This is a genomic window from Mesorhizobium sp. M0778 (assembly GCF_040320105.1).
GTDB lineage: Bacteria > Pseudomonadota > Alphaproteobacteria > Rhizobiales > Rhizobiaceae > Mesorhizobium.
Map to the genome: position 1 here is coordinate 177,326 of NZ_JAMYPA010000003.1, position 24,006 is coordinate 201,331.

26 protein-coding genes are annotated in these 24,006 nt (G+C 63.6%); 18 read left to right on the forward strand and 8 right to left on the reverse strand.

The genetic code is table 11. The annotated features are described in order from the left end of the window. Window positions 1-182: 182 nt before the first annotated feature. The 9 genes from murA to NKI22_RS06450 all read left to right on the forward strand — a co-directional run bounded on the left by murA (window position 183) and on the right by NKI22_RS06450 (window position 10,820). Window positions 183-1,439 (forward strand): UDP-N-acetylglucosamine 1-carboxyvinyltransferase, encoded by a 1,257-nt coding sequence (gene murA, locus NKI22_RS06410; protein WP_023716699.1) that lies wholly within the window; start codon window positions 183-185, stop codon window positions 1,437-1,439. Further along, the gene (locus NKI22_RS06415) at window positions 1,436-2,326 is read left to right on the forward strand and encodes a glucosamine kinase nucleotide-binding domain-containing protein (protein WP_023716698.1); all 891 of its coding nucleotides are present in this window, start codon (window positions 1,436-1,438) and stop codon (window positions 2,324-2,326) included. The genes murA and NKI22_RS06415 overlap by 4 nt, the downstream gene beginning before the upstream one ends. Window positions 2,327-2,512: 186 nt before the next feature. Beyond that, window positions 2,513-3,418, forward strand: a complete 906-nt coding sequence (gene murQ / locus NKI22_RS06420) for an N-acetylmuramic acid 6-phosphate etherase (protein WP_502896899.1) — start codon at window positions 2,513-2,515, stop codon at window positions 3,416-3,418. Window positions 3,419-3,517: 99 nt separating this feature from the next. After that, window positions 3,518-5,038, forward strand: a complete 1,521-nt coding sequence (locus tag NKI22_RS06425) for an ABC transporter substrate-binding protein (RefSeq protein WP_023716696.1) — start codon at window positions 3,518-3,520, stop codon at window positions 5,036-5,038. Between the two features lie 34 nt (window positions 5,039-5,072). After that, window positions 5,073-6,032 (forward strand): ABC transporter permease, encoded by a 960-nt coding sequence (locus NKI22_RS06430; RefSeq protein ID WP_023716695.1) that lies wholly within the window; start codon window positions 5,073-5,075, stop codon window positions 6,030-6,032. After that, complete coding sequence (locus NKI22_RS06435) at window positions 6,032-6,871, forward strand: ABC transporter permease (protein WP_023716694.1); 840 nt, start codon at window positions 6,032-6,034, stop codon at window positions 6,869-6,871. The genes NKI22_RS06430 and NKI22_RS06435 overlap by 1 nt, the downstream gene beginning before the upstream one ends. Next, window positions 6,868-8,616 carry an ABC transporter ATP-binding protein gene (locus NKI22_RS06440; protein ID WP_023716693.1) on the forward strand — a complete coding sequence of 583 codons (1,749 nt, stop codon included), beginning with the start codon at window positions 6,868-6,870 and terminating at the stop codon, window positions 8,614-8,616. Before NKI22_RS06435 ends, NKI22_RS06440 begins: the two co-directional genes overlap by 4 nt. A 72-nt stretch (window positions 8,617-8,688) precedes the next feature. Continuing rightward, on the forward strand, window positions 8,689-9,690 hold the full coding sequence (locus NKI22_RS06445; protein ID WP_031193321.1) for a serine hydrolase domain-containing protein: 1,002 nt from the start codon (window positions 8,689-8,691) through the stop codon (window positions 9,688-9,690). A gap of 5 nt (window positions 9,691-9,695) precedes the next feature. Then, window positions 9,696-10,820, forward strand: coding sequence for an anhydro-N-acetylmuramic acid kinase (locus NKI22_RS06450; protein WP_352547484.1), 1,125 nt, complete (start codon window positions 9,696-9,698; stop codon window positions 10,818-10,820). On the opposite strand, the gene NKI22_RS06455 is transcribed toward NKI22_RS06450, so the two are convergent. Together NKI22_RS06455 and NKI22_RS06460 are read right to left on the reverse strand one after the other, a co-directional pair. Then, window positions 10,821-11,249, reverse strand: a complete 429-nt coding sequence (locus NKI22_RS06455) for a GNAT family N-acetyltransferase (RefSeq protein ID WP_023716691.1) — start codon at window positions 11,247-11,249, stop codon at window positions 10,821-10,823. It lies immediately after the preceding gene. Between the two features lie 49 nt (window positions 11,250-11,298). Further along, entirely contained in the window at window positions 11,299-12,480 is a 1,182-nt protein-coding gene (locus tag NKI22_RS06460) for an MFS transporter (protein ID WP_023716690.1), read from the reverse strand. Window positions 12,481-12,528: 48 nt separating this feature from the next. On the opposite strand from NKI22_RS06460, the gene NKI22_RS06465 reads away from it, so the two are divergent. The 4 genes from NKI22_RS06465 (at window position 12,529) to NKI22_RS06480 (ending at window position 14,684) form a co-directional block, all read left to right on the forward strand. Then, the gene (locus NKI22_RS06465) at window positions 12,529-13,068 is read left to right on the forward strand and encodes an Lrp/AsnC family transcriptional regulator (RefSeq protein ID WP_023716689.1); all 540 of its coding nucleotides are present in this window, start codon (window positions 12,529-12,531) and stop codon (window positions 13,066-13,068) included. A gap of 138 nt (window positions 13,069-13,206) precedes the next feature. After that, the gene (locus tag NKI22_RS06470) at window positions 13,207-13,746 is read left to right on the forward strand and encodes a dihydrofolate reductase family protein (protein ID WP_023716688.1); all 540 of its coding nucleotides are present in this window, start codon (window positions 13,207-13,209) and stop codon (window positions 13,744-13,746) included. Window positions 13,747-13,768: 22 nt separating this feature from the next. Then, the gene (locus NKI22_RS06475) at window positions 13,769-14,002 is read left to right on the forward strand and encodes an RNA polymerase sigma factor (protein WP_245278490.1); all 234 of its coding nucleotides are present in this window, start codon (window positions 13,769-13,771) and stop codon (window positions 14,000-14,002) included. Between the two features lie 31 nt (window positions 14,003-14,033). Continuing rightward, window positions 14,034-14,684: a sigma factor-like helix-turn-helix DNA-binding protein gene (locus NKI22_RS06480; protein WP_245278489.1), complete on the forward strand. Its 651-nt coding sequence runs from the start codon at window positions 14,034-14,036 to the stop codon at window positions 14,682-14,684. 74 nt (window positions 14,685-14,758) lie between these two features. Here NKI22_RS06480 and NKI22_RS06485 read toward each other — a convergent pair whose 3' ends face one another. From NKI22_RS06485 to NKI22_RS06510, 6 genes are read right to left on the reverse strand one after another with little or no spacing between them, the layout of a single operon-like run. After that, complete coding sequence (locus tag NKI22_RS06485) at window positions 14,759-16,018, reverse strand: ABC transporter substrate-binding protein (RefSeq protein WP_023716687.1); 1,260 nt, start codon at window positions 16,016-16,018, stop codon at window positions 14,759-14,761. A 48-nt stretch (window positions 16,019-16,066) separates the two neighbouring features. Next, window positions 16,067-16,495 carry a DUF4440 domain-containing protein gene (locus NKI22_RS06490; protein ID WP_023716686.1) on the reverse strand — a complete coding sequence of 143 codons (429 nt, stop codon included), beginning with the start codon at window positions 16,493-16,495 and terminating at the stop codon, window positions 16,067-16,069. Between the two features lie 8 nt (window positions 16,496-16,503). After that, the gene (locus NKI22_RS06495; RefSeq protein ID WP_023716685.1) at window positions 16,504-17,559 is read right to left on the reverse strand and encodes an aldo/keto reductase; all 1,056 of its coding nucleotides are present in this window, start codon (window positions 17,557-17,559) and stop codon (window positions 16,504-16,506) included. Then, window positions 17,556-17,909 carry a TIGR04076 family protein gene (locus NKI22_RS06500; RefSeq protein WP_023716684.1) on the reverse strand — a complete coding sequence of 118 codons (354 nt, stop codon included), beginning with the start codon at window positions 17,907-17,909 and terminating at the stop codon, window positions 17,556-17,558. The genes NKI22_RS06495 and NKI22_RS06500 overlap by 4 nt, the downstream gene beginning before the upstream one ends. After that, a complete protein-coding gene (locus NKI22_RS06505) occupies window positions 17,910-18,398 on the reverse strand; it encodes a DUF3830 family protein (protein WP_023716683.1) in 489 nt (162 codons plus the stop codon). Beyond that, the gene (locus tag NKI22_RS06510) at window positions 18,395-19,132 is read right to left on the reverse strand and encodes a GntR family transcriptional regulator (protein ID WP_084642406.1); all 738 of its coding nucleotides are present in this window, start codon (window positions 19,130-19,132) and stop codon (window positions 18,395-18,397) included. Before NKI22_RS06510 ends, NKI22_RS06505 begins: the two co-directional genes overlap by 4 nt. A gap of 125 nt (window positions 19,133-19,257) precedes the next feature. Here NKI22_RS06510 and NKI22_RS06515 point away from each other — a divergent pair, with 125 nt between their 5' ends. The 5 genes from NKI22_RS06515 to NKI22_RS06535 are packed head-to-tail and all read left to right on the forward strand — an operon-like array spanning window position 19,258 to window position 23,969. Then, window positions 19,258-20,055, forward strand: a complete 798-nt coding sequence (locus NKI22_RS06515; protein ID WP_023716681.1) for an ABC transporter ATP-binding protein — start codon at window positions 19,258-19,260, stop codon at window positions 20,053-20,055. Then, a complete protein-coding gene (locus tag NKI22_RS06520) occupies window positions 20,052-20,801 on the forward strand; it encodes an ABC transporter ATP-binding protein (protein ID WP_023716680.1) in 750 nt (249 codons plus the stop codon). The genes NKI22_RS06515 and NKI22_RS06520 overlap by 4 nt, the downstream gene beginning before the upstream one ends. Next, the gene (locus tag NKI22_RS06525; RefSeq protein WP_023716679.1) at window positions 20,798-21,706 is read left to right on the forward strand and encodes a branched-chain amino acid ABC transporter permease; all 909 of its coding nucleotides are present in this window, start codon (window positions 20,798-20,800) and stop codon (window positions 21,704-21,706) included. Before NKI22_RS06520 ends, NKI22_RS06525 begins: the two co-directional genes overlap by 4 nt. Continuing rightward, window positions 21,703-22,680: a branched-chain amino acid ABC transporter permease gene (locus NKI22_RS06530; protein ID WP_023716678.1), complete on the forward strand. Its 978-nt coding sequence runs from the start codon at window positions 21,703-21,705 to the stop codon at window positions 22,678-22,680. The genes NKI22_RS06525 and NKI22_RS06530 overlap by 4 nt, the downstream gene beginning before the upstream one ends. Then, the gene (locus NKI22_RS06535; protein ID WP_352958306.1) at window positions 22,677-23,969 is read left to right on the forward strand and encodes an NAD(P)/FAD-dependent oxidoreductase; all 1,293 of its coding nucleotides are present in this window, start codon (window positions 22,677-22,679) and stop codon (window positions 23,967-23,969) included. Before NKI22_RS06530 ends, NKI22_RS06535 begins: the two co-directional genes overlap by 4 nt. Window positions 23,970-24,006: the final 37 nt, after the last annotated feature.

Consider the following 24,006-nt stretch of genomic DNA (forward strand, 5'->3'; position numbering starts at 1 on the left):
AGCCAAGGAATAAATTATTCCGTTCCTGATTGACAGCCAAGAATGATCTATCAAATCTCGACCCGTGCGGTTTCGGCCTAGCCTTTCGCCCACACCAACGATCGGACATGCACGGGAATTCGGACATGAAAGATCGCCTGCAAGCGCGTAGACTCGCCGACACCTTGGATTAGGTCAGAGCCATGGATAGATTGCGGATCGTCGGCGGGCACAGGCTTGAGGGCGCGGTGACGATCTCCGGCGCCAAGAACGCGGCCTTGCCGCAAATAGCGGCAGCTTTGCTCAGCCCCCACCCGCTGGAGCTGACCAACCTGCCTGAGGTGACCGATGTCGACAACATGCTTGGCGTCGTCGGGCTTCATGGGGCTGAAGTCACCAGATCGGCGCATGCCGCCACAATCGATGCCAGTGCTGCCGTCTCCAGGGAGACAAGCTACGACACAGTCAGGCGCATGCGCGCGACGGTGCTGGTTCTCGGTCCGCTGCTTGCCCGCTTCGGCCATGCCCGGGTCTCGCTGCCTGGCGGATGCGCGATCGGCGCACGGCCGGTCGACATGCATGTCGCCGCGCTTGCGGCACTTGGCGCCGACATTGCCATCGAAAACGGGCTGATCGTCGCGTCTGCGCCGGGCGGGCTGAAAGGCGCGCGCATCGTTTTGAGCTCGCCGTCGGTCGGCGCGACCGAAACTGCAATGATGGCGGCGACGACTGCAAACGGCGAGACCGAGATCCTCAACGCGGCCCGTGAGCCGGAGGTGGCCGATCTTGCCGCCTGCCTGAACGCCATGGGCGCGCGGATCGAGGGCGCCGGCACGCACCGCATCCTGATCGCGGGCAGCACAGACTGGCGCGCCGCCACGCACGACATCATCCCGGACCGGATAGAGGCCGGCACCTATGCTGTCGCAGCGGCCATCACGGGCGGCCAGCTCGAGCTGACCCATGCCCGGCTCGAGCACATGGCATCCGTCGTCCAGCTGCTCGAAGCCAGCGGCGCGAAAATCTGGCCGGGCGATCGCGGGCTGATCGTATCGAGAGATGGGCCACTCGAGGCGGTCGACGTGACGACGGAGCCCTATCCGGGCTTTCCGACCGATCTTCAGGCGCAGTTCATGGCGTTGATGTGCTGTGCCGAGGGCGCTTCGCTGTTGCGCGAGACGATCTTCGAGAACCGTTTCATGCATGTGCCCGAACTGATGCGGCTCGGCGCCAATATCAAGCTGCAAGGCACCATGGCGCTGGTGCGCGGAGGCGAGAAGCTGAGGGGCGCGCAAGTGATGGCGACCGACCTGCGCGCCTCCGTCTCGCTGGTGCTGGCGGCGCTGGTGTCCGAAGGCGAGACGACGATCAACCGGGTGTACCACCTCGACCGTGGCTATGAGCAGCTGGACCGCAAGCTCCGCCTGTGTGGCGCCCAGATCGAGCGGATAAGTGGATGAGTGCCGGCGCGGCGTCTCCGCATTATTTCCTGGGCGTCGATGGCGGCGGAACCGGCTGCCGGGCGCGTATCGAAGACGAGGCAGGAACTGTGCTCGGGCAAGGCCTGTCGGGCCCGGCGACAACGCGGCTCGGTATAGAGGCGGCCTGGGCCTCGATTGCCAAAGCCTTTGGCGCGGCGATCGAAGAGGCAGGGTTCGCGGCGGCGGAAATCGCCAGGATCCGCGCCGGCATCGGTCTTGCCGGCATCGGCCGCAAGGGTGCGCTCGAGGCGTTTCGTGGCATCGAACATCGCTTTGCGAGCATCGACTTCGTCAGCGACGGCGTCGCGGCTTGCCTGGGCGCTCATTCGGGTCAAGACGGCGCCATCGTCATAGCCGGAACCGGTTCGATCGGGCTCGGCTTTGTCGAAGGGCGCGACATGCGCGTCGGCGGCTACGGTTTTCCGATTTCCGACGAGGGCAGCGGCGCCGATCTCGGACTAAAGGCAGTGCAGCTTGCCTTGCGTGCCCATGACGGCCGGCATGAGCGGACGGCGCTGCTGACCGAGGTGATGCAGCGCTTCAGGGACGATCCGTTCGAGTCGGTGGCCTGGATGGACCGCGCCACCGCGACCGACTATGCCGCCTTGGCGCCGATGGTGATCCGCCACGCCGACCAGGGCGATCCGGCCGGACGGCGCATCGTGCAAGGTGCTGCCGAGCAGGTCGACACGTTCGTGCGGGTGCTGTTCGAAAAGGGCGCGCCGCGGGTTACGCTGCTCGGCGGTCTGTCCAGCCCGCTAGAGCCATGGCTCGCTCCCGACGTCCGCCGACGTCTGAAGCCGGCCGATGGCGATGCGGTTTCGGGAGCCATAATCCTGGCTAGGAAATCCCTGTGTCAGCGATAGTGCTCCTGCCTGAAGGAATATTATATTCCTAGTATCCGTTGACACGAGGAATATCGAATTCTAAAAAGTTAACCAAGCAGAAGCAAGTTGCCGGTCGCCGGCTGCGGGCACTGGTCGTCGGCTGGCACCGCATCACATTCCTGCTCACAGCAGATTGAAAGCAAGCAAGTGGTCGAACACGGGTTGATGTCGGAGCTGGAGCGATTGGTTTCCGAGGACCGGAATCCGAAGACGATGGACATCGATCTGTTGCCGACCCTCGAGGTGCTGCGCAAGATCAATGACGAGGACAAAGGCGTTGCGGCAGCCGTCGAGAAGGTCATCCCCGACATTGCTGCGGCCGTGGACCGGATCGTGAGCGCGTTCCAGAAAGGTGCACGCCTTGTCTATATGGGCGCGGGCACGAGCGGCCGGCTTGGCGTCCTCGACGCCTCGGAATGTCCGCCGACCTTCGGCGTGCCCGAGGACATGGTGATGGGCCTGATCGCCGGCGGCGTCGACGCGCTGGTGCACTCCGCGGAAGGCGCGGAGGACGATCCGAAGCAGGGAATAAAGGCGCTGCAGGACATCAAGCTGACCGCCGGCGACGTGGTGGTCGGCATCGCTGTCAGCGGACGCACACCCTATGTCATCGGCGGCTTAACCTATGCCAAGCAGGTGGGAGCCACCACCGTGGCGCTGTCCTGCAATCCGCGATCGACCATTGCCGGAATTGCCGATATTGCCATCTCTCCGGTGGTTGGACCGGAGGTCCTCACCGGCTCGACCCGACTGAAATCGGGAACCGCGCAAAAGCTGGTGCTCAACATGCTGTCGACCGCCAGCATGATCCGCATCGGCAAGAGCTATCAGAACCTGATGGTTGACCTCAATCCAAGCAACAAGAAGCTGATCGCCAGGGCGGTCAGGATCGTGATGCAGACGACCGGCTGCGCGGCGCAGCAGGCACGACAGGCACTCGACCAGACCGGCAATGACGTAAAACTGGCAATCCTGGTGACGATCACCGGCATGGGCGTCGAAGAAGCACGTAAGGCGCTTGCCAATGCGGGAGGTTTCCTGCGCAAGGCGATAGGCGAAAAGACGGTGTAAGACCGCATGGATGCTGGGCCGATGTTCCGGGGCGTGTGTCCCTTTGAACCGGTCCGGGGAACTGCAAGGCATCAGGTTTAACAATAATGGGAGACGACAATGGTACGGCACATTGGCAAGAAACTGCTTTCCGGGATGACGCTTGCGGCAATGCTGGCCATTGCCGCGGCACCGGTGCAGGCGAGTGCGGCGACGCTGCACATGGCCTGGTCGCAGGACGCCACCGGTCTTGATCCGCACAAGCAGACGGCATTCTCCTCGCTGCGGTTGCTGGAGCTGATCTATGAACCGCTGGTACGGCTCGACGCCAATCTGCAGATCACGCCCGCGATTGCCGACTCCTGGCAGTTCTCGGCGGACGGCAAGGAGCTGAGCTTCAGGCTCAATCCGAAAGCAAAATTCCAGAACGGCGCCGCCGTGACCTCGGCCGACGTCAAGGCATCCTTCGAGCGCATACTCGACGAGAAGACCGGTGCGGCCGCCCGCGCCAACTTTCTCTCGATCGCCAGCATCGACACGCCCGATCCAGCCACCGTCGTGTTCCACCTCTCGCAGCCGGATGTGCCGATCCTGACCGCGATGAGCGACGTCAATGCCGCGATCGTCCCGGCAAGCGAAATCACGGCCGGCTCGATCGGCACGACGACGGTCGGCTCGGGTCCGTTCAAGCTCGAAAAGTGGGATCCTAATTCCAAGGAAGTGCTTGTCGCCAACAAGGATTGGGCGGGCGGCGCGACCGGTGTCGACGGCATCGAGATCAGCGTGCTGCCGGACGAAACGGCGATCCTGGCGGCGATGCGCACCAAGCAGATCGACTTCGCCCTGCTCAACGATCCACTTGTCGCCACGCTGGTGCCCAAGGAAGCCAGCCTGCAGTTGAACCGCGTGCCGGTGCTTGCCTACCACGTGCTGCAGCTCAATCCGTCCCGCAAGCCGATGACCGAACTCAAGGTGCGTCAGGCGATATCCTGCGCCATCGACCGGCAGGAAGTGCTGGACACCGCCTCGCTCGGCGAAGGCAAGGTCACCGGCCCGCTGACCATCCCGGCGCTGGCGACCGATCCGAACCAGTTGTTCTGCTATAAGCGCGACATTGACAAGGCCAAGCAGTTGATGGCCGAGGCCGGCTATGCCGACGGCTTTTCGGCGACCGTGATCGGCGCCACCGGCGAGCCGCCGACAGCAGCGGCGGAAGCCCAGGTGATCCAGTCGCAACTCGCCGAAATCGGCGTCAAGCTCGATATCAAGATGATGGAGCTCAACGTCTATGTCGATGCCTGGCTGAAGGGCGATTTCGACATGGCCGTCGCGCTGAACGGCGGCAGGGCCGATCCCTACACTATGTACAACCGCTACTGGACCAAGACCGGCAATCTGCAGAAGGTGGCGAACTATATCGACGATACGCTGGACAGCCTTATGCAGAAGGGCCGCACCGAGACCGACCCGGCGGCGCGCAAAGCGATCTTCGCCGACTTCGAGAAGCACATCACTGAGATGTCGCCCTGGATCTGGCTCTACACGTCCTACAGCTACACGGCCCAGCAGAAGAATATCGCAGGATTCGAACCGGTGCCGACAGGTTCGCTGTTCAGCCTCGCCAAGGTGACGATCCAGTAGCTGCTTCGATGCCGGACGAGAGGATATTATTCGCGTGAACTATCTGATGCGGCGACTGGCGACCTTCCCTCTCGTCCTGCTTGGCGTGTCCATCGTGGTGTTCCTGGCGATCCGGATGGTTCCGGGCGATTCGATCACGGCAATGCTGGGAACCGAAGCCGGCCTGCTGACGCCTCCTCAGCGCGACGCGCTTGCGGCCTATTTCGGCATCGACCAGCCCTGGTTCATCCAGTACTGGCGCTGGCTGCTTGGTCTTTTCCAAGGCAATCTCGGCATTTCGTCCACCTATGGCAGGCCGGTGCTCGGCGTCATCCTCGAACGCTTCCCGCTGACGCTGGAGCTTGCGCTGCTGTCGATGATCATCGCCCTTGTCGTCGGCATGCCGGCCGGGATCTTTGCCGCCACCCACAATGAGAAGCTTTCCGATCTCGGCGTGCGCGTTGTCGCAATGATCGGACAATCGACGCCGAACTTCGTCCTTGCACTGCTGATCATCTACACGCTGTCGGCGGGGTTTGGCGTTTTGCCGGCGATGGGCGAGTTTTCGCCGCTGTGGCGGGATCCGCTGCGCAATATCGGCCAGCTGTTGCTGCCGGCCGTCACGCTCGGTTTCGCCTTCGCGGCGTCGGTCACCCGTATATCGCGTTCGGCGATGCTCGACGTGCTGAGCGACGATTACGTCAGGACCGCGCGCAGCAAGGGCGTCTCGGCGCGCGGCGTCATCTGGCGGCATGCTTTGCCCAATGCGCTCATCCCGGTCGTGACGCTGAGCGGCATAGAGTTCGGCTATCTCCTGGGCGGGGCAGTCATCGTCGAGCAGATCTATGCGCTGCCCGGTCTCGGCCGCATGGTGCTGGACGCCATCCTGCAGCGCGACTATGCGCTGGTGCAGGGAAGCGTGCTGTTCATCGCCTTCAACTTCATGATCGTCAATCTCCTCGTCGACCTCGCCTATGTCGCGCTCGACCCGCGTATTCGGCTAAGCGAGCACTGATGGCGACATTGCGGGCCATACTTGCGCACACCAGCGGCCGCATCGGCGGTGCCATCGTTGCGCTTTATCTGCTGCTTGCCGTACTTGGCATGCTGGGGCTGACGCCGGACAATCCGCTGACGCAGCACCGGGTCGAGCGGCTGCATGCGCCTGACAGCACGTACTGGATGGGCACGGATCTGTTCGGCCGCGATGTCGCAAGCCGGCTGATGACCGGGATCGGCCAGTCCTTCCTCGTGGCCTTCTTTTCGGTCGCCTTCGCGACGCTGGCCGGCACCGTGCTCGGGCTGGCGGCAGCCTGGTTCGGGCGCCGCTGGGACGGCCTGGTGATGCGCATCATGGATGTGCTGCTGGCATTCCCGGCGATCCTGCTGGCGCTGCTGATCGTCGCGGTTGCGGGACCGGGAACCTGGACCAGTGTCGTCGCCATTGCCATCGTCTACACGCCGATCTTCACGCGCGTGGTGCGCGGCCCGGCTCTGTCGCTGAAAGCGCGTGAGTTCGTCGACGCGGCCCGCACGTTCGGCAGCAGCTCGAGCTACATCGTGACACGGCATCTGCTGCTCAATCTGGTCGCGCCGTTGACCGTTCAGGTGACGCTGGCGCTGGCCTGGGCACTGCTCACCGAAGCCGGCTTGAGCTTCCTCGGGCTCGGCACGCAGCCGCCCGCCGCGTCGCTCGGCCTGATGCTGAGCGACAGCCGCAACCTGATGGAGACGGCTCCCTGGTTGATGATCTTCCCGGGGGTGGCGATCATGATCAGCATCCTCGGTTTCAACCTGCTCGGCGATGCGTTGCGCGATGTGCTCGACCCGAAGACGCGGAGATCGATCGCATGATCCCGCTGCTGTCCGTCAGCGGTTTGCGCGTCGGCTTCGGCCGAAAGCCGTCAGCCAATGAGGTCGTGCGCGGCGTCAGCTTCGATCTCGCTGACGGCGAAACGCTGGCCATCGTCGGCGAAAGCGGCTCGGGCAAATCGGTGACGGCGCTCTCGATCAATCGCCTTGTCGATTATGGCGGCGGCCGCATCACCGCGGGCTCGATCAAGCTGAAGCGGGCCGACGGCAGCATGTTCGACCTGACCGCCGCGGCCGAGCCGCAGCTGACGAAGATCCGCGGCGGCGAAATCGGCATGATCTTCCAGGAGCCGATGACCTCGCTCAATCCGGTGCTGACCATCGGCAGGCAGATCGAGGAGTCGTTTCGCCTGCATCGCGGCCTGACCGGCCGGCAAGCGACGGCGGCGGCCAAGGACGCGCTCGACCGTGTGCGCATTCCCGACGCAGCACGGCGGCTGAAATACACGCCCAACCAGCTTTCGGGCGGCATGCTGCAGCGGGTGATGATCGCCATGGCGCTCGCCTGCAACCCGCGCCTGCTCATTGCCGACGAGCCAACGACGGCGCTGGATGTTACGGTGCAGGCGCAGATCATGGCGTTGCTCGCCGAGTTGAAGCAGGAAACCGGGATGTCGATGATCTTCATCACCCACGATATCGGCTTGGTTGCAGGTATCGCCGACAAGGTGATGGTGATGCAAAGCGGAGAAGCTGTCGAGCAAGGCGCGCTGAACCAGATATTGGACGATCCGCAGCATCCCTATACGCGGCATCTGCTTCATGCGGTGCCGCATTTCGCCGGCGGCAGTGCGACACGCAAAGACATGCAACGCGAAAAGCAAAAAGCTACCGAGCCGGCGCTGAAGGTCGATGGCCTCGTGGTGCGATTTCCCGTCAAGGGTGGCTTTTTGAGCCGCGCCAGCGGTGCCGTGCATGCGGTGGACGGTGTGGATTTCGACTTGATGCCGGGCGAAACATTGGCCGTCGTCGGCGAGAGCGGTTCCGGAAAATCCACCGCCGCCCGTGCGATTCTGGGGCTGGTGCGCTCGACGCGCGGCACAATCTTGGCCAGCACGCGCAAGGCCGCCGCCGGGCAGAGCGCCCTTCCCGTGCAGATGGTGTTCCAGAATCCCTATGGCTCGCTTAATCCCAGGCTCGCCATCGAAAGCATTCTTGCGGAACCGGTGATCGCCACGGGCGGGCGGATAACTGCTGAGACGCGAGCGAAAATGGCCGCGCTGCTGAACCGCGTCGGCCTGCCGGAAAACAGCCTGCAGCGTTATCCGCACGAATTCTCCGGCGGCCAACGCCAACGGCTGTGCATTGCCCGTGCGCTGATGCTCAATCCCTCCGTTGTCGTCCTCGACGAAGCGGTTTCGGCGCTCGACGTATCGGTGCAGGCCAGAGTGCTGGAGCTTTTGATCGAGCTGCAGAGTGAATTCGGGCTGGCCTATCTGTTCATCTCGCATGACATGGCTGTGGTCGAGCGGATCGCCCATCGCATCGCGGTCATCTATGCCGGCCAGATCGTCGAGATCGGCGATGCCAGATTGGTGCTCTCGGAGCCGAAGCACTCTTATACCAAACAGCTTATCGCGGCCGTTCCCACCATAGACCGGCGGCATGAACGTTTCGAGCTGGACACGCGCCAGGTTCCCTCGCTCGTGCGTCCGCTGGGATTTGAGCCGGGCCCGGCCAAATGGCAGCAGTTCGGGCCGGATCATAGAGTACGGGTGGAAGTGTGATGATTGTCGCCCAGACGGATGCAAGGCCAGAGGGAGTGGGACGGATCGCTGCTTTTCAGACGGAGGCCGCAATTGATCGACCATGATCTTTTCGACCGGGCGTTTGCCCCACTCGAAGCGGCGGTGGCTGCGTCGCGCATTCCCGGCGGGGTGCTCGGCATGGTCGACCGGGACGGCCAACGCGTCGTCCGGGCAATCGGCTCGGCCCAGCGGGTGCCGAAGGTGCGGCCGATGCATGCCGAAACCTGGTTCGATCTGGCATCCCTGACAAAAATCATCTTCAGCACGCCGCGTATATTGGCACTGGCGGAAGAAGGCGTCATCGACCTCGAGGCGCCGCTGATTTCGGTCCTGCCCGACCTTCGCCAATATGACGAAAAAGCCTGGGAGCGGACGGTGACGTTTCGCCAGTGTCTCGGCCATCAGACACCGTTTCCCGCCGTCGCGCCGATCTACACCTATGGGCGTGACCCCGAGCTGTTGCGCGCCTTTGTCTTGCAGCGCGAGTGGCAGGTCGGGGAGCCGGTCTATTCCGATATCAACTTCATTCTGCTCGGCTTCGTCCTGGAGCGCCTGTCCGGCAAGACCATTCGCGACATGGATCCCGGTCCGGGCTTCGCGTTCTCCGCCGAACCGGGTCAAGCGGCGGCCACAGAAGATTGCACATGGCGCTATCGCGTGCTGTCAGGCGAGGTCCACGACGACAATTGCTCGGCATTGCAAGGGGCCGGTCACGCCGGGCTGTTCGGAACGGCAGCTTCGGTCCTCGACTTTGCGCGAGGGCTGCTGGACGGGACCGGCGCGTCGCAGCGCTCGATAGCGCTGATGCGCACGCCCTTGTCGGCAACCCGCACCCATGGCTGGGAGCGACCCTACGAAGGCTGGTCCGGCGGCCGGCTGTGCAGCCCCGAAACCATCGGGCATACCGGCTTCACCGGCACCGGGCTTTGGGTCGACTTCGACAAAAGCAGAGCGTGGACCTTGCTCACCAACCGGATCCATCCGACACGTCATTTCAACAGCGGGATCGCAGCGCTTCGCCAAGCGGTCGGCGATCTCGTCAACGGAGCCTGACAATCATGAAAAATGGCGAACCAATGTGGGCCGTCGGCTTGATGACCGGCACCGTGCTGGACGGCAATATCGACGTCGCGCTGATCAAGACCGACGGCGAGCGGATCGCGGATTTCGGCACCTACACGCTGGCCCCCTACCCGCAGTCGATCCGGACCTTGCTGGAAGAGACGCTTAGGCAGGCAAGGAACTGGAATTTCACCGGGCCGGAACCGGCAATCTTCCACGAGGCAGAGGAAGCGCTGACGCGCGCCCAGTCTGCGGCGGTCAAGGATCTTGTCGAAAGCCACGGCCTGACCATGGCCGACATCGGCGTCGTCGGCTTTCATGGCCAGACCGTGCTGCACCGTGCCCCGCAAGTAGGCCGACTGGGCCAGAGTCGCCAGCTCGGTGATGGCGAGCTGATGCATGCCATCCTGGGCACCAAGGTCGCCTATGACTTCCGCTCGGCCGACATGCGCGCCGGCGGCCAGGGCGCGCCGCTGTCGGCGGCCTATCACGCCGCGCTGCTGCGCGAAGCCGACGCCAGCGGCGACACGGCGGTGCTCAATCTCGGCGGCGTCGCCAACATCACCTGGTGGGACGGCAAGGACAATGTCATCGCTTTCGATACCGGACCCGCCAACGCGCCGCTGAACGACTTCATCAAGTCGAAGGGGCTTGGCGAAATGGACCGCGACGGCGCGCTGGCTCGCGTCGGGACGGTCGATGAGGCACGGTTGGCCAAGCTCCTGCAGCACCCGTACTTGACCAAGCCATACCCGAAATCGCTGGACCGTTTCGATTTCGGCGCCTCGATGGCGGACGGGATGAATGCCGAGGATGGCGCTGCCCTGCTGACGGCCTTCACCGCGGCCGCGGTCGGCAAGGCGCTCGATCTTCTGCCGCGCCGGCCGAAGCGGCTGGTGGTCAGCGGTGGCGGTCGCCACAACCCAACGATCATGGCCATGCTTGCCAGCCGCGCCGGCGTCGAAGCCGTGCCGGCGGAGGCGCTTGGCTGGAAGGGCGACGCGGTGGAGGCGGAGTGTTTTGCCTTCCTGGCTGTGCGCGTGCTTAGGGGCTTGCCGATCAGCTTCCCCAGCACGACCGGCGTGCCACAGCCGATGTGCGGCGGACGCCTTGCCGGCTAGTTAAGCCACCAATTTCTTCTGCAGGAAGATACGGCTTCGGCCAATGGGAAAGTCGGCGAGCACACCGAACGGTCGATAACCTTGGCGCTCATAGGCCTTGGCGGCCTTGGGATTGAACGTGTCGATCCAGGCGCCGTGACAGCCGCGCGCCATCGCCTCCCTCTCGGCTGCCTCGAGCATCCGGCCGGCCATGCGCTGGCCGCGCAGCTTTTCATCGACCCAGAGCCATTGCACATAGAGCCAGCCCCAGGCGGTGTATCCCGAGATGCCGGCGACAATCGCGCCGTGCTCATCGCGCACGAACACGGCCAATGTCTTCCTGCCGGAGGCGCCGACATCGCTGTCGTTGAACGCCGCAAGCCGCTCTCCAAGAAAAGCCAGCTCGTGCGGCAAGGGATTGGCGGTTGTCTCAAGCGTTGTATTGTCCATCCAACGAGCATCTATCGAAGGACCGGGCCGAGACGCAAGCCTTGCTGCGCTATAGCTTCGGCGAACGCCACGCCGCTGCCGCAGCAGCGATCAGCATGAGCAAGGCTGCAACCACCGCCGATGCCGCAAACCCGAACGTGGAATAAAGCGGCCCGAACGCCGTGGTGCCGACGAACACCGCGAGATAGGTCACCGCGCTGTTCAAACCCATGATCGTGCCGCGGCGCGCAGGGTCGAGCGCCGATAGGCGCATCACCAGGACGTTCAGCCCGAAATGATTGGCAAGGCCCCAGACGGCTATCATCGCTATGGTCAGGCCGAAGCTGCCACTTGCCGCAGCAATCGCGACATAGACGAGCGCGACGAGCAGATAGGCAAACGGCATGACCCGCCGCGCGCCCAGACGATCGATGACGCCGTCAAGAAGTGCCGCCGTGCCAAAGCCGGCGCCATAGGCGAGCGCGGCCAGCCCGTTGGCACTGACCGGCCGTCCTAGGCCGTTGTGAAGGTGATCGCCGAGATAGCCATAGACGCCATAAAACGCCGTCATGAAGGCGGCGCAGGCGACCAGAAGCGGCACTATGCCGGGAACACCCAAGGCGCCCAGCGGCGTCGGTGCCGGACCGCTCTTCCTGACGTCGCTGAGCAACGTCAACGTGAGGCTGGCCAATGCGAGTGTTGCGAGCACCGCGACCGCCGCGAACACGGCGCGCCAATGCACCAGGTCGGCAAGTACGGCCGACAGCGAAACGCCGGCGACCATGCTCAGCGTCCAGCCGGTCAGCACGACGCCGATGGTCCCGCTTTCACGACCGGGCGGCGCAATCGCGGCGGAGCTGGCATAGATTGCCGGCATGGCGACACCCGCAGCAATGCCGGCGAGAAGCTGGGCCGCGACCAGCGCCGTCACCGTCGGCGCCGCAGCGCTGGCGACGAGCGCTATTGCCAGCAGCAGCAACGCTCCCTGCAGCATGCGGCGGGCGCCGAGCCGGTCGATGTAGCGCGCCAGGAACAAGGCGCTTGCCGACGTACCGAGCCCGAACGCGGCGGACGCGATCATGACCGCCGGCACGCTTGTGCCGAACGACGCGGCCACCGCCGGTGCAATCGGACCGAGCACAAGCGAGTTCGAGCCGATCACGGCAATGCACCCGGTCAGCAGGTAAGCGAGTGCCGGGATTGGCGGCTTGGGGGCCGCTGCGAATGTGGCGACTTGATCACTGTTCGACATATGGCAATAATGGCCGTATTAAATTCTGCATCAATCGGGAATTTTAATATGGATGAAGAAACAGATGGCGTTCCGCAGAACAGGCCTGCCGCCCGCGATATCGATGCAATCGACCGAAAAATATTAGGCGTCCTGGTCGACGACGCGACGATCAGCTATGCCGAGCTCGGCGACCGCGTCGGCCTTTCGCCGCCGGCAGTCCATGAACGCGTCAAGCGCCTGCGGCGGAGTGGCGCCATCCGCAACACCGCGGCCATCATCGATCCCAAGGCGGTACACAAGCCGCTGCTCGCCTTCGTCCATATCGATACCAAGGGGTGGGGAAAGACGCCGGAGCTGATGGCGATTTCCGAACATCCCGAAGTCGAGGAGATCCATTCGGTGGCCGGCGACACATGCATGCTGATCAAGGTCCGCACCGAGGACACGCGGGCGCTCGAAGGCCTGCTGTCGCGCCTCTACGAAACACCCGGCGTCACCTCGACGCGAAGTTACGTGGTGCTATCGACCTATCTGGAGCGGCCAGTGCAGCCGGGGATTACGACGGAGTGGCCGACGCCCCGGCACATGGCCAAGCCGCTCTATTAACTCAAACGATCCTCACGCGTATCCAAAGTCGAACCGGGAACGTCCTAGAGACTGCATCCTGTGGTTATCCATCGGGCCGTTTCGTTTTCGCCGGTTCTTGGGTCTCACGGGACGCCTGTGCGCAACCGGAGATATGCGATGAGAAAATTGATCGTGGGCAGCTTCATTTCGCTGGACGGCGTCATCGAAGCGCCAATGGAATGGGCCTCGCCCTTCTTCGACGAGGAGATGAAGGAGCACTCCTATGAAAAGGCCGGCGAGGCCGATTTTTTCCTGCTCGGCCGCATCACCTATGAAATGTTTTCGGCGCGCTGGCCGCAGGTCAAAGGCAGCAAGTACATGGACCGCATGAACGGACTGAAGAAGCTCGTTGCGTCGCGCAGCCTCAAGGAGGTGAGCTGGAACGCATCGCTGATCGAAGGCGACGTCGCTGCCGAAATTGCCAGGATCAAGCAACAGGCCGGCGGCAACATACTGAAGTATGGAGTGAGCAATCTCGACCAGACGCTGCTCGCCAACAGGCTTGTCGACGAGTATCAACTCTCGATCGTGCCGACCCGCGTCGGGCATGGCAAACGCGCTTTCCAGGATGTCGACCCATCCCTGGTCAAGCTGGAGCTTATAGATACGCACCGTTTCAAGAACGGCGTCATTACGCTGACCTATGTCCCGCTGTGATCCGCCGCCGAATTGAATGCCCATGAAGATGCAGCCAAGACTTGACCCGACCGGGCTTTTCGACGTCCGCTACGCCGGCTTCCTGGAGACAGTCGCGCATTTGCGTGGGCGGCTGCACCGCTACTGTGCACGCATGACCGGTTCGACGCTCGACGCCGAAGACGTGATGCAAGAGGCGCTGTTCGAGGCCTATCGGAAGATCGAGAAGCTGGACGATGCGAGTGCTCTTCGCCCCTGGCTGTTTCGCAACACATAATCGCTGCATCGATTTCCTGCGAAGCCGGCAGGTGCGTCAGCATGCGGAGGCCAATTTCGTCGAAGACGAGATCATCCTGCCGGTCGAGCCGGTGGGCAACGGCGCGGATCGCGCGATCGAACGGCTGGTTATCCACCTGCCGCCCAAGGAACGCGCCTGCGTCCTGCTCAAGGATGTCTTCGACTATTCGCTGGAAGAGATCGCCGATCTCGTCGGCTCGACCGTGGGTGGCGTCAAGGCCGCGTTGAGCCGTGGCCGCTCCAAATTGGCCGCCTTGTCAGGCGAGCCAATCGTCCGTTCGGAGCCCCAGCGCGATCCGGAACTTCTGGAATTGCTCAGCCGCTATGTCGAACTGTTCAATCGCCGCGACTGGGACGGGGTACGGGCGCTGACCAGCGCGGATGCCCAATTGCAAGTCGCGGATTGCTTCAAGGGAAGGCTATCGGAATCACCTTACTTCGTTGAATACGAAAGAGCCTCGACGACCTGGAAAATGGCGATTGGCATAATCGATAGCGAGGCGGTGCTGCTCGTGCTTCACCATGGCGAAGACGGTTGGAAGCCGGCCCATCCGGTTCGGATCGAAGCCGCTGGCGGGATCATAAATCGCGTCACCGATTACTATGCCTGCCCCTGGATCATGCCGGCCGCTGGTGCGGTGGTCGTTTCCGGGCCGGCCTAACCGGCAGCAGGACCTGCAAGTGTCCGGCATCGACCTCAATGAAATGGGATCGATGCCGGACGGGGCATAGGCGCTTACTGAAGTTTCGCCTGCAAGGCGTTGACGTCATCCGTCGTCATTTCGCCGTCGGTCGTCACCTTGCCGTCGACGATCTTCCAGAGCCGGAACGGGCCGGTGATGTCGCCATACTTATCGAAGGCGACCGGACCGATGACGCCTTCGTAGCGGATCGGCTTGCCCTCCTTGATCAGGCCGAGCGCCTTGGCGAACTCGTCCTTGCCGGCATAGATCGGCGTGCCGGCCGGGTCGACCGCCTTGTACATCGCGTCCTTGATCTTGGCCGGATCCTCAGAGCCGGCAATGGCGATGGCCAAGCCGACGATGGCGCCGGCATCATAGGATCGATCGGCCGCCGGGTTCGAGGGTTCGATGCCCGAAAATTCCTTGTAGTTTTTGGTGAAATACTCGGTCGATGCGGTCGGGCTGGTGCCGGAGGAAGTGCCGTACGCATCCTTCAGGTAATCCGCGCCAACGGATTCGATGAAGTCCGGGCTGTTCATACCGTCATTGAGCAGGAACTTCTGGACACCGCCCTGCGAAATCCAGGTGCGGGCGATGGTCGCGCCGTCGACAGGCGTGCTGACGAGATAAAGCCCGTCCGGTTCGCCGGCCATCGCCGCGGTCACTTCCGAGGCATAGCTCGACTGCTTTTCATTGTAGGGCGTGTCGGAGACGATGGTGCCGCCGAGCGCCTTATAGGCGCGTGAGAATTCCGCCACCATGTTAACGCCGAAGTCGTTGTTGACGTGGATGACCGACAGCTTCTTGAAACCCTTGTCGATGGCGTATTTGGCGGCAGCGACACCCTGCAGCGCATCAGATGTGATGGTGCGGAAGAAGATGCCGTTGGTCTTGCCGTCGCGCCCAAGCGCCGTCAGCGTCGGCGACGAGGAAGCAGGCGACACCTGGACGATCTTGGCCGGAGCGGTGACCGAGGTCAGGATCGGGATCGACACCGAGGAAATGATGCCGCCGATGATCACCGGCACCTTCTTGACCTGCACGAGTTGTGTCGCGGCATCGACCGCGATGTTGCCTTGGCTCTGGCTGTCGCGGGTGTCGGTTGCTAGGTCGCAGCCGCGCACGCCGCCCGCCTCGTTGATATCGCGGAAGGCCATTTCGACCGATTTTGCGCCGGCCTGGCCGTATTCGCCGGCGGGACCGGTCAGTTCCATGACGAGGCCGACCGTGATCTTGCAATCCGCGGCCTGCGCTGCACCGGCCGCTGTCACCAGAGCCAGCGCAGTGGTGATCTGAAGTATGGTCTTTTTCATTGTTGTTCCCCTTTCGTTACACGACTCTCATTGACGCCTTGAGCCTGTTCAGTCTTCCGGCATCTGCAGCCAGGTTTCATGCAGATGTCGCCATTCGACGCCGTTGGGCGCCGATGAGCTGGTGGTGAAGACCGCACTCGAGCGGCGGCGGCTGTGCTTGCCGCCGCGCTGCTGTGCTTCGATGTAACAGACGACGATCGTGTCGTCTGACTGCCAGCCGGCCCGGATATCCTCGATCGAGATACTGAAATCGCCATCAGAGGTGGCGCGGCTTGCCCTGACATGGTCGAGCACCGCGTCACGATCGAGGACCTGACCGTCCGGCGCAACCATGCAGAAGCCTTCGCCCATGACGCGTTCGAAGCGGCTGAAATCTGCATTGTCCGCACTCGCCGCATTGAACCAGTCGACGAAGAAGCGGTGGAGATCGACCACTTCGGCACTGGCGCGGGAAAGCAAGGAGGGCTTCTCGTCCATGGCCGCGCTCATTTCCTGCCTGCATTCAAATTGTAATGCATGATCGAGCCGTGGCGGCCGTGACGGTCGCGTTCCAATGTGTAGACGTCGCCCAGCGGCCCACGGCTTTGCGCGATCACGGCAGCGATCCTCGCCCGGTCGTCGGCATCGAGCGCGATGTCCATGATTCTGGCATTGGCAAGGGCGTGCGCCTGGTTGCGGGCGCCGACGATGACGGCCGCCACTTGCGGCTGCTCCAGCACCCAGGCGCTGGCGATGGTGGCGATGTCGACGCCGTGGTGGTCGGCGACGGCCTTCAGTGTGCGAAGCAACTCCTGGAAAAGCTCCCAACCGCCAAAGTCGTCGATGATCAGCTTGTATTTGACCAGCGACCGGTTTTCGAGTGGCGTTTGTGGCTCGGCAACGCCTAGCCATTTTTCGCTGAGGAAGCCGCCCGCCACCGAACCGTAGCAGAGGAAACTGACGCCGTGCTGGCTGGCGAGCGCCGCAGGGCTGTTGGCCGGCCGCTGGTCGAGTACCGAGTATTGCAGCTGTTGGCTGACCAGCGGCACGCCGGCGGCCAGGATCTCGGCCAGCCGCGGCGTGTCGAAATTGGTGGTGCCGATGTTGCGCACCTTGCCTCGGAGCCGCAGGTCGTTGAGCCAGCCCATCGCATCGACGTAGCCCGGCAGCGCATAGTCCCACCAATGGAACTGAACGAGATCGAGCCGCTCGGTCTTCAGCCGCCGCAGCGACTGGTCGACGATGCTGCTGATGTAGTCGCGGCTGATGCTGGAAAGCCTTTCGAGGTCAGGCACCAGCTTGGTGTGCACCTTCATCTTGGCGGCGGCGTCGAGGCCGCGCTCATTGGCAAGCCGCAGGCGCGCGGCACCGATCAGTTCCTCGACGCCGGTATAGATGTCGGCACAGTCATAGGTCCCGATGCCGGCGTCGAACGTGGCGATCAGGTCGGTTACCGCCTGTTGGCGGTCGATCGCGCCGTGCCCGCCGGCAAGCTGCCAGCCGCCACGAATGACGCGCGAGATCGTGTAGCCGGGGCTGAGCTCGAACGCCTTGGCGGTCATCTCTGGTCAGTCTCCTTGGGCAGTGGCACAGCCGTGGTTTCTGAATGACTGAACCGCCGCTTGCCGGTCCTGACGATCCTGAGCCGGCTGGCGCAATTGGGATCTGGACAGGCGATCTCGGCATCCGAAGTCATCCAGTCGTTCCTGTGGGTCGGGCGTTGCTTTGCGGCCAGAAGCGGCAACACTGCCGCAATGGAATAGATCGAGAAGCCCTGCCCCGTCGGCATCGACAGCATCTCGCCCTTCAACTCGAAATAGTCGCCGGCCTTGGCACCGCAATAGATCGGCTTGCCCTCGGGGACGACCGCCTCGACGCGAAGGTCGAAGAGTTCGAAACTGTCGTCGGCCATTCAGATCTCCACCCGGGTGAAGGTGATGTCACAGGCACCGTTGCGGCGGATCGCGCCACAGGCGGCAGCGAATTGATCGCGCTCTTCGGGACGCACCTGCGCGACGACGCTTTCGGCAAGCCAGCCGATCGGGAACAGCAAGCGCGCGCCCGGTCCATAAAACAAGCCGATGTCGAAGATGGCATTCGGGTTGCCGCCCCACATGCGCGGCGGCACGTAGGACAACACGATGTCACCCGGCTGCGGCGTTAGCGTTGCGTTCTCCGCCGGCAAGGGCCTGGCATAGGTTTGGCCCTCAAGTTCGGCTGATGGAACCGGGCAGGAGATTTCCGGCCCGGTCCACATCGCATGGATGCCGGCAACGACGCGCGGCTGCTCGAGATAGGCCAGCAGGAAGGCGGCGTTGTCGGGCGCCTTTTCAGGCAACAGCAGCGCGGTCACGGAAAGCTTCGAGCGTGGCTCGGTGATCCTGATGCCAGGCGTCGTCATGCTCTCAATCCTTCTTTGCTTGCGGATTGGAGCTTGTCGCGCAGGAAGGCGAAGGGCCGGCTGATGTCCGCCACCAGCGCCTCGCGCGCTGCCTGGGCATCCTGCCTGGAAAGCGCTGCGACGATACTACGATGGTAGTGGGCGGTATCGACTTCACCGGCATCGGAAAATGCGTAAATGGCCACGCGAATGCACGGCCCGGATTGCAGCCACAGGCTCTCGATCATCGGGATCAGCACGGCGGAGCCACAGCATCGGTAGATCTCGAAGTGGAAGCTCTGGTTGAGCGTCGCCTCGCGGTCGATATCCTTCTTGTGCTTCAGCGCCCGCATCTCGTCCCATTGGCCCAGCATGGCTTCGACCGTGGCTATCTGGCGCGAATTCATGCGCGTAGCGGCAAGTGCTATCGCTTCGCCCTCTATGAGGGAGCGGGCGCGCAAGAGGTCGTCGATACGCTCCAGCGTGATAGGCGGCACGCGCACCGAGCGGTTGGGAAGCGCCTCCAGCGCCTTCTCCGTGATCAACCGCCCGAGCGCCTCACGCACCGGCATGGTACTGGTGATCAGCGCGTCGGCGAGGCCACGGATGGTCAGCACCTGACTCGGCTCAAAAAGGCCGCCGATCAAGGCACGGCGCAGCTCCGAATAGACGCGATCCTGCACGGTTTCGCGGCCGACCGGCGTAAGCTGGGCTGCGATCGTTTCGTTATTCCGTTCGATGGCGGCCTTCTGCATGGCGTTCCCGGTGGCCATTCGGCCCGTTTTCGGCTTGCGGAAGAAATTAAAGCCGAATAGCGTGATCAAAGCAAGTGTGATCACAAATCATAGGCGGCGAAGATCGCTTTCGGCCAGAGGGATTGATGGGCGACACGACAGAACGGCAGGAGGAGATCCGCACGCCGGTTCTGACGGCCAGGAACGTCGTCAGACGCTTCGGCGGCCTTGTCGCGGTCAACAATGTCTCGTTTGACGTCCAGCCAGGCGAAATACTCGGCCTTATCGGCCCGAACGGCGCCGGCAAGACGACGATGTTCGACCTGCTGGCCGGCAGCATCCTGCCGACCAGCGGCGAAATCCTTCTCAACGGCGTATCGGTGTCGGGGGAAGCTGCCCATCGCCGCATTGGCCGCGGCCTTGGCCGCACGTTCCAGATCCCCCGGCCCTTGCCTAACCTGACGCTGATCGAAAACGTTATGCTGGCCGCGCAAGGGCAGGCCGGAGAAAAACTGCTCGCCAATTTCCTGACGCCCCGGCGGGTCGCTGCCGAAGAAAGGGCTGCCGAGACAAGAGCCGTCGAACTGCTTGAGCTCGTCACGATCGCTCACCTCGCGCACGAACCTGCGCGCGTGCTTTCAGGCGGCCAGCGCAAGCTGCTCGAACTGGCCCGCGTGATGATGGCCGACCCGGCGATCATCCTGCTCGACGAGCCGGCGGCCGGGGTCAACGCAACCCTGCTCGAGATCATTATCGACCGCATCCGCGACATCAATGCGCGCGGCATCACCTTCCTGCTGATCGAGCACAATATCGACATGGTGACGCGGCTCTGCCACCGGGTGCTGGTCATGGCAAGCGGCCAGCTGCTGTGCGAGGGCACTCCGGACGAGGTTGCGCGCGACCCGCGCGTCATCGAGGCCTATCTCGGAGGCGCTGCATGAGCCAAACGGTACTCGACGTCCGCGGTCTCGAAGCCGGCTATGAGCCCGGCGTGCCGATCGTGCGCGGCGCTTCGATCACCGTCGACCAGGGCGAGATCGTCGTCGTCCTCGGTCCCAACGGCGCCGGCAAGTCGAGCCTTATCAAGGCCATCGCCGGCCTTGTCCCGATCACCGGCGGCACCGTGCTGCTGGACGGCAAGGACATCACGGCGGCGCCCGCCCACACCATGGTCCGCCTTGGCCTTGCGTTCGTGCCGCAGACCGAAAACATCTTCCCGCTGATGTCGGTCGAGGACAATTTGAAGGTCGCCTGCGGCATCCTGAGGCCGCGCGAGATCCCTGCCCGCATCGAGGAAATGTATGCGGCCTTTCCCGATCTCGCCCGTCAGCGCAGAACGGCCGCGGGCAATCTCTCGGGCGGACAGCGGCAGATGCTGGCCGTCGCCCGGGCGTTGATCGTCCATCCCACGGTGCTGGTGCTCGACGAACCGTCGGCCGGCCTGTCACCGAAATTCGTGGCGATGGTGTTCGAGATGCTGGCCGGTATCCGCAAATCCGGCGTCACCATTCTGCTGGTCGAACAGAACGCCAAGGCAGCGCTTGCGATCGGCGATCGCGCCTACGTGCTGGTCGAGGGCAAGGACCGGCACCAGGGCATCGCCTCCGAGCTCTGGAACGATCCTGTCGTCGCCGAGCTCTATCTTGGCCAGCGCCGCCCCGACCTTGGAAAAGGAGGCGCGGCATGAACCTGCAATTCGTCGCCGACGGGCTGCTGGCAGGCTCGATGATCGGCCTCGGCGCCATCGGCGTGACGCTCACCTATTCAATCCTGCGCTTCTCGAACTTCGCCCATGGCGACTTCATGGCCTGGGGCGCCTATGCGACGCTCGCCGTGGTTGGCGCTATCGGCGCGATGTTCGGCAAGATCGCGCCGATCGCACCCCTCTCCTTCGGCTGGCCGCTGATCGTCGCGCTCATCATCGGCATGGCGGCCACCGGCCTGCTGGCGCTGGCGCTCGACATGGTGCTGTTCGCGCGGCTGCGCGCCAAGGGCCAGGCGATCATCGTGGTGATGGCGAGCTTCGGCGCCTCGATGGCGCTGAGAAGCCTGCTCGAATTCATCTTCACCTCGCGTCCGACCTATTTCAGCCGGGCGATCCAGATCGCCATGCCGATAGGCTTCGGCATTCGCATCACCCCGGACCAAATCGCGCTGCTGCTGCTGACCGCCGTTCTGGTGCTCGGCGTACATCTTTTGATGACGCGTACCCAGACCGGCCGCTCGATGCAGGCGTTGAGCCAGAACGCGGCACTTGCCCGCATTGTCGGTATCGACGTCGCCAAAGTCGTGCGCGTCACCTGGATCATCGGCGGGGGGCTGGCCTGTGTCGCCGGCGTCATGATCGGCATGCTCATTCAGATCCGCCCGTTCATGGGTTTCGAGATGCTGCTGCCGATGTTCGCGGCCGCCATCCTCGGCGGCATCGGCAGTGTACCCGGCGCCGTTCTCGGCGGCTTGATCATCGGTTTGGCCGAAGCCGGCGCGGTGCAATTGATCGGCGCCGAATGGCGGGCGGCCATCTCCTTCATCATCCTGATGGCGGTGCTGTTCGTGCGGCCTATCGGCCTTTTCGGAGTGGGGGAACGCTGATGGATCTGCTCGGCTACGGCGCTTTCTTCCTGACCACCGCGCTGATTTTTTCGCTCGTCACGCTCGGGCTCAATTTGCAATGGGGGCTGACCGGGCTTTTCAATGTCGGGGTCGCCGGCTTCGTTGCCATCGGCGCCTACACCTCGGCACTGCTGACCACGCCCGACGATGCCGCGCGACTCGGCGGCTTCGATCTGCCGATCCTTGTCGGCTGGCTCGGCGCCATGCTGGTGGGCGGTGTCGCCGCCGCCATCACCGGCATCGCCACGCTGCGCCTGAGATCGGACTATCTGGCGATCACCACCTTTGGCGTCGCCGTCGTCGTGCAATTGGTGGCTCTCAATGCCCAGACGCTGACCGGCGGCCCGTTCGGCATCGGCTTCATTCCGCGTCCGTTCGGCGGTCTTGCCGAAACCCCATTACTGTTCAACCTGTCGAATCTTGCCGTCGTCTCGGTGGTGACGCTGATCGTCTATCTCGCGCTGGAGCATCTGTCGCGCAGCCCGTGGGGGCGCGTGTTGAAGGCGCTTCGCGAGGATGAGCGGGCCGCGATATCCCTGGGAAAAAGCGCGCGGTTCTACCGGGTCCAGGCCTTTGCCGTCGGCGGCGCCATCATGGGGCTGGCCGGTGCGCTGCAGGCGCATTTCACCGGCTTCATCGCCCCGGACAATTATTTGCCGGCGCTGACTTTCCAGGTCTGGGTGATGCTGATCGTCGGCGGCTCGGGCAGCAATATCGGCGCCGTCATCGGCAGCATCCTGGTCTGGGCGATATGGGCCGGATCGGGAGCCTTGACCAGTATGTTGTTCTCGCCGGAACAGCAGGCCCGCGCCGCTTCGCTGCAGATCGTCGCCATCGGCGTGATGCTGTGCGTCATCCTTCTGGTCAGGCCGAACGGCCTGTTTGGCGACAGGCCGCGGCGTCCAAGGTTCGGCAAGCGTGCACGCGTGGCCCCGAGCGAGAGCGGCTCATGAACGCTGTGACCCGGCCGCACGGCGTTTCCCTTTGGCATGCCGTCAGCCGCAGTCGCCGCGACCGGCCCACCCTCGAAGGCGCACTCGATGTCGATCTGGCAATTGTCGGCGGCGGGTTTTCGGGCCTTTCAACCGCGCTGCACACCGCCGAAAGAGGCATCTCGGTGGCCGTCCTCGAGGCGGAAATCATCGCCTGGGGGGCAACCGGCAGGAACGCCGGCTTCGTCGTGCCGAATTTCGCGAAAAGAGACCCCGACGATATCATTGCCCAGCTTGGGCCCGAACGCGGCGAACGCCTTGTCGATTTCGCCGCCGGCAGCGCCGACCTCGTCTTTGCCCTGATCAAGCGGCATGCCATCGAATGCGATGCCGTCCAGAGCGGCTGGATACAACCAGCCCATTCACCGGCCGCTTTGCAAAAGACCAGATCGCGCGCCGAACAATGGGCACAACGCGGAAGACAGACTGTCGCGCTGGACAGACAGGCGGTCGAAGAGCTGACCGGCGTTCGCGGTTATCTCGGTGGCTGGATGGACAGGTCGGGTGGCGTCCTCAATCCGGTCGAATATGCGCGCGGATTGGCCGACGCGGCGGAAAAGGCCGGAGCGCGCATCTTCGAGCATACGCGTGTCGCGTCGATCGATCACATAGGCGATGGTTGGGCTTTGAAGACGGCCGCCGGTTCGGTGCGTGCCGAAAAAGTGCTGGTCGCCACCAACGCCTATGGCGGGGCGCTGGATCGCGCGCTGCAGCGAACCTATTTCCCGCTGAAAATCTTCCAGATCGCGACGGCGCCGCTGCCGCGCGAATACCGCACCCGCCTGCTTTCAGGAGGGCAAGGCGTCGGCGACACAAGGCGCAATCTCTTCACCTTCCGCTTCGATGGCGAAAACAGGCTGATAACCGGCGGCATGCATGTTCTTAGCCTCGGTGCCGACACTCGGGTGCCGCAGGCAATCTGGCGACGGCTTGCCAGGCATCTCGATCTCCCGGGAATGCCGCCGATCGACTACAGCTGGTCGGGTATGGCTGCAGTCGAGCCCGACTTCCTGCCGCGCCTCGTCGATCTCGGCCCCGGCCTGGTTGCGGGCTTTGCCTGCAATGGGCGCGGCATCGCCATGACGACTGCCATGGGCCAGGTGCTTGCCGACTGGGCTGATGGAACAAAGCCTCAGGATTTGCCGCTGCCGTTTGGACCGTCGTCGCCGATCCCGTTCCACAGCCTGATGCGGCATGCACCAAACATGGTGCTCCCCTGGAGCATGCTGCGCGACCGGCTGGATGGCTGATCGACGCGCGTGTCCGTCCGCCGTCCTGATACCCGAA

Excerpts from the sequence above, each read along its gene's own strand:
- murA (WP_023716699.1), top strand. The coding sequence starts at position 183 with ATGGATAGATTGCGGATCGTCGGCGGGCACAGGCTTGAGGGCGCGGTG.
- NKI22_RS06415 (WP_023716698.1), top strand. The coding sequence starts at position 1,436 with ATGAGTGCCGGCGCGGCGTCTCCGCATTATTTCCTGGGCGTCGATGGC.
- murQ (WP_502896899.1), top strand. The coding sequence starts at position 2,513 with ATGTCGGAGCTGGAGCGATTGGTTTCCGAGGACCGGAATCCGAAGACG.
- NKI22_RS06425 (WP_023716696.1), top strand. The coding sequence starts at position 3,518 with ATGGTACGGCACATTGGCAAGAAACTGCTTTCCGGGATGACGCTTGCG.
- NKI22_RS06435 (WP_023716694.1), top strand. The coding sequence starts at position 6,032 with ATGGCGACATTGCGGGCCATACTTGCGCACACCAGCGGCCGCATCGGC.
- NKI22_RS06440 (WP_023716693.1), top strand. The coding sequence starts at position 6,868 with ATGATCCCGCTGCTGTCCGTCAGCGGTTTGCGCGTCGGCTTCGGCCGA.
- NKI22_RS06450 (WP_352547484.1), top strand. The coding sequence starts at position 9,696 with ATGAAAAATGGCGAACCAATGTGGGCCGTCGGCTTGATGACCGGCACC.
- NKI22_RS06455 (WP_023716691.1), bottom strand. The coding sequence starts at position 11,249 with ATGGACAATACAACGCTTGAGACAACCGCCAATCCCTTGCCGCACGAG.
- NKI22_RS06460 (WP_023716690.1), bottom strand. The coding sequence starts at position 12,480 with ATGTCGAACAGTGATCAAGTCGCCACATTCGCAGCGGCCCCCAAGCCG.
- NKI22_RS06465 (WP_023716689.1), top strand. The coding sequence starts at position 12,529 with ATGGATGAAGAAACAGATGGCGTTCCGCAGAACAGGCCTGCCGCCCGC.
- NKI22_RS06470 (WP_023716688.1), top strand. The coding sequence starts at position 13,207 with ATGAGAAAATTGATCGTGGGCAGCTTCATTTCGCTGGACGGCGTCATC.
- NKI22_RS06475 (WP_245278490.1), top strand. The coding sequence starts at position 13,769 with ATGAAGATGCAGCCAAGACTTGACCCGACCGGGCTTTTCGACGTCCGC.
- NKI22_RS06485 (WP_023716687.1), bottom strand. The coding sequence starts at position 16,018 with ATGAAAAAGACCATACTTCAGATCACCACTGCGCTGGCTCTGGTGACA.
- NKI22_RS06490 (WP_023716686.1), bottom strand. The coding sequence starts at position 16,495 with ATGGACGAGAAGCCCTCCTTGCTTTCCCGCGCCAGTGCCGAAGTGGTC.
- NKI22_RS06495 (WP_023716685.1), bottom strand. The coding sequence starts at position 17,559 with ATGACCGCCAAGGCGTTCGAGCTCAGCCCCGGCTACACGATCTCGCGC.
- NKI22_RS06500 (WP_023716684.1), bottom strand. The coding sequence starts at position 17,909 with ATGGCCGACGACAGTTTCGAACTCTTCGACCTTCGCGTCGAGGCGGTC.
- NKI22_RS06505 (WP_023716683.1), bottom strand. The coding sequence starts at position 18,398 with ATGACGACGCCTGGCATCAGGATCACCGAGCCACGCTCGAAGCTTTCC.
- NKI22_RS06510 (WP_084642406.1), bottom strand. The coding sequence starts at position 19,132 with ATGCAGAAGGCCGCCATCGAACGGAATAACGAAACGATCGCAGCCCAG.
- NKI22_RS06515 (WP_023716681.1), top strand. The coding sequence starts at position 19,258 with ATGGGCGACACGACAGAACGGCAGGAGGAGATCCGCACGCCGGTTCTG.
- NKI22_RS06520 (WP_023716680.1), top strand. The coding sequence starts at position 20,052 with ATGAGCCAAACGGTACTCGACGTCCGCGGTCTCGAAGCCGGCTATGAG.
- NKI22_RS06525 (WP_023716679.1), top strand. The coding sequence starts at position 20,798 with ATGAACCTGCAATTCGTCGCCGACGGGCTGCTGGCAGGCTCGATGATC.
- NKI22_RS06535 (WP_352958306.1), top strand. The coding sequence starts at position 22,677 with ATGAACGCTGTGACCCGGCCGCACGGCGTTTCCCTTTGGCATGCCGTC.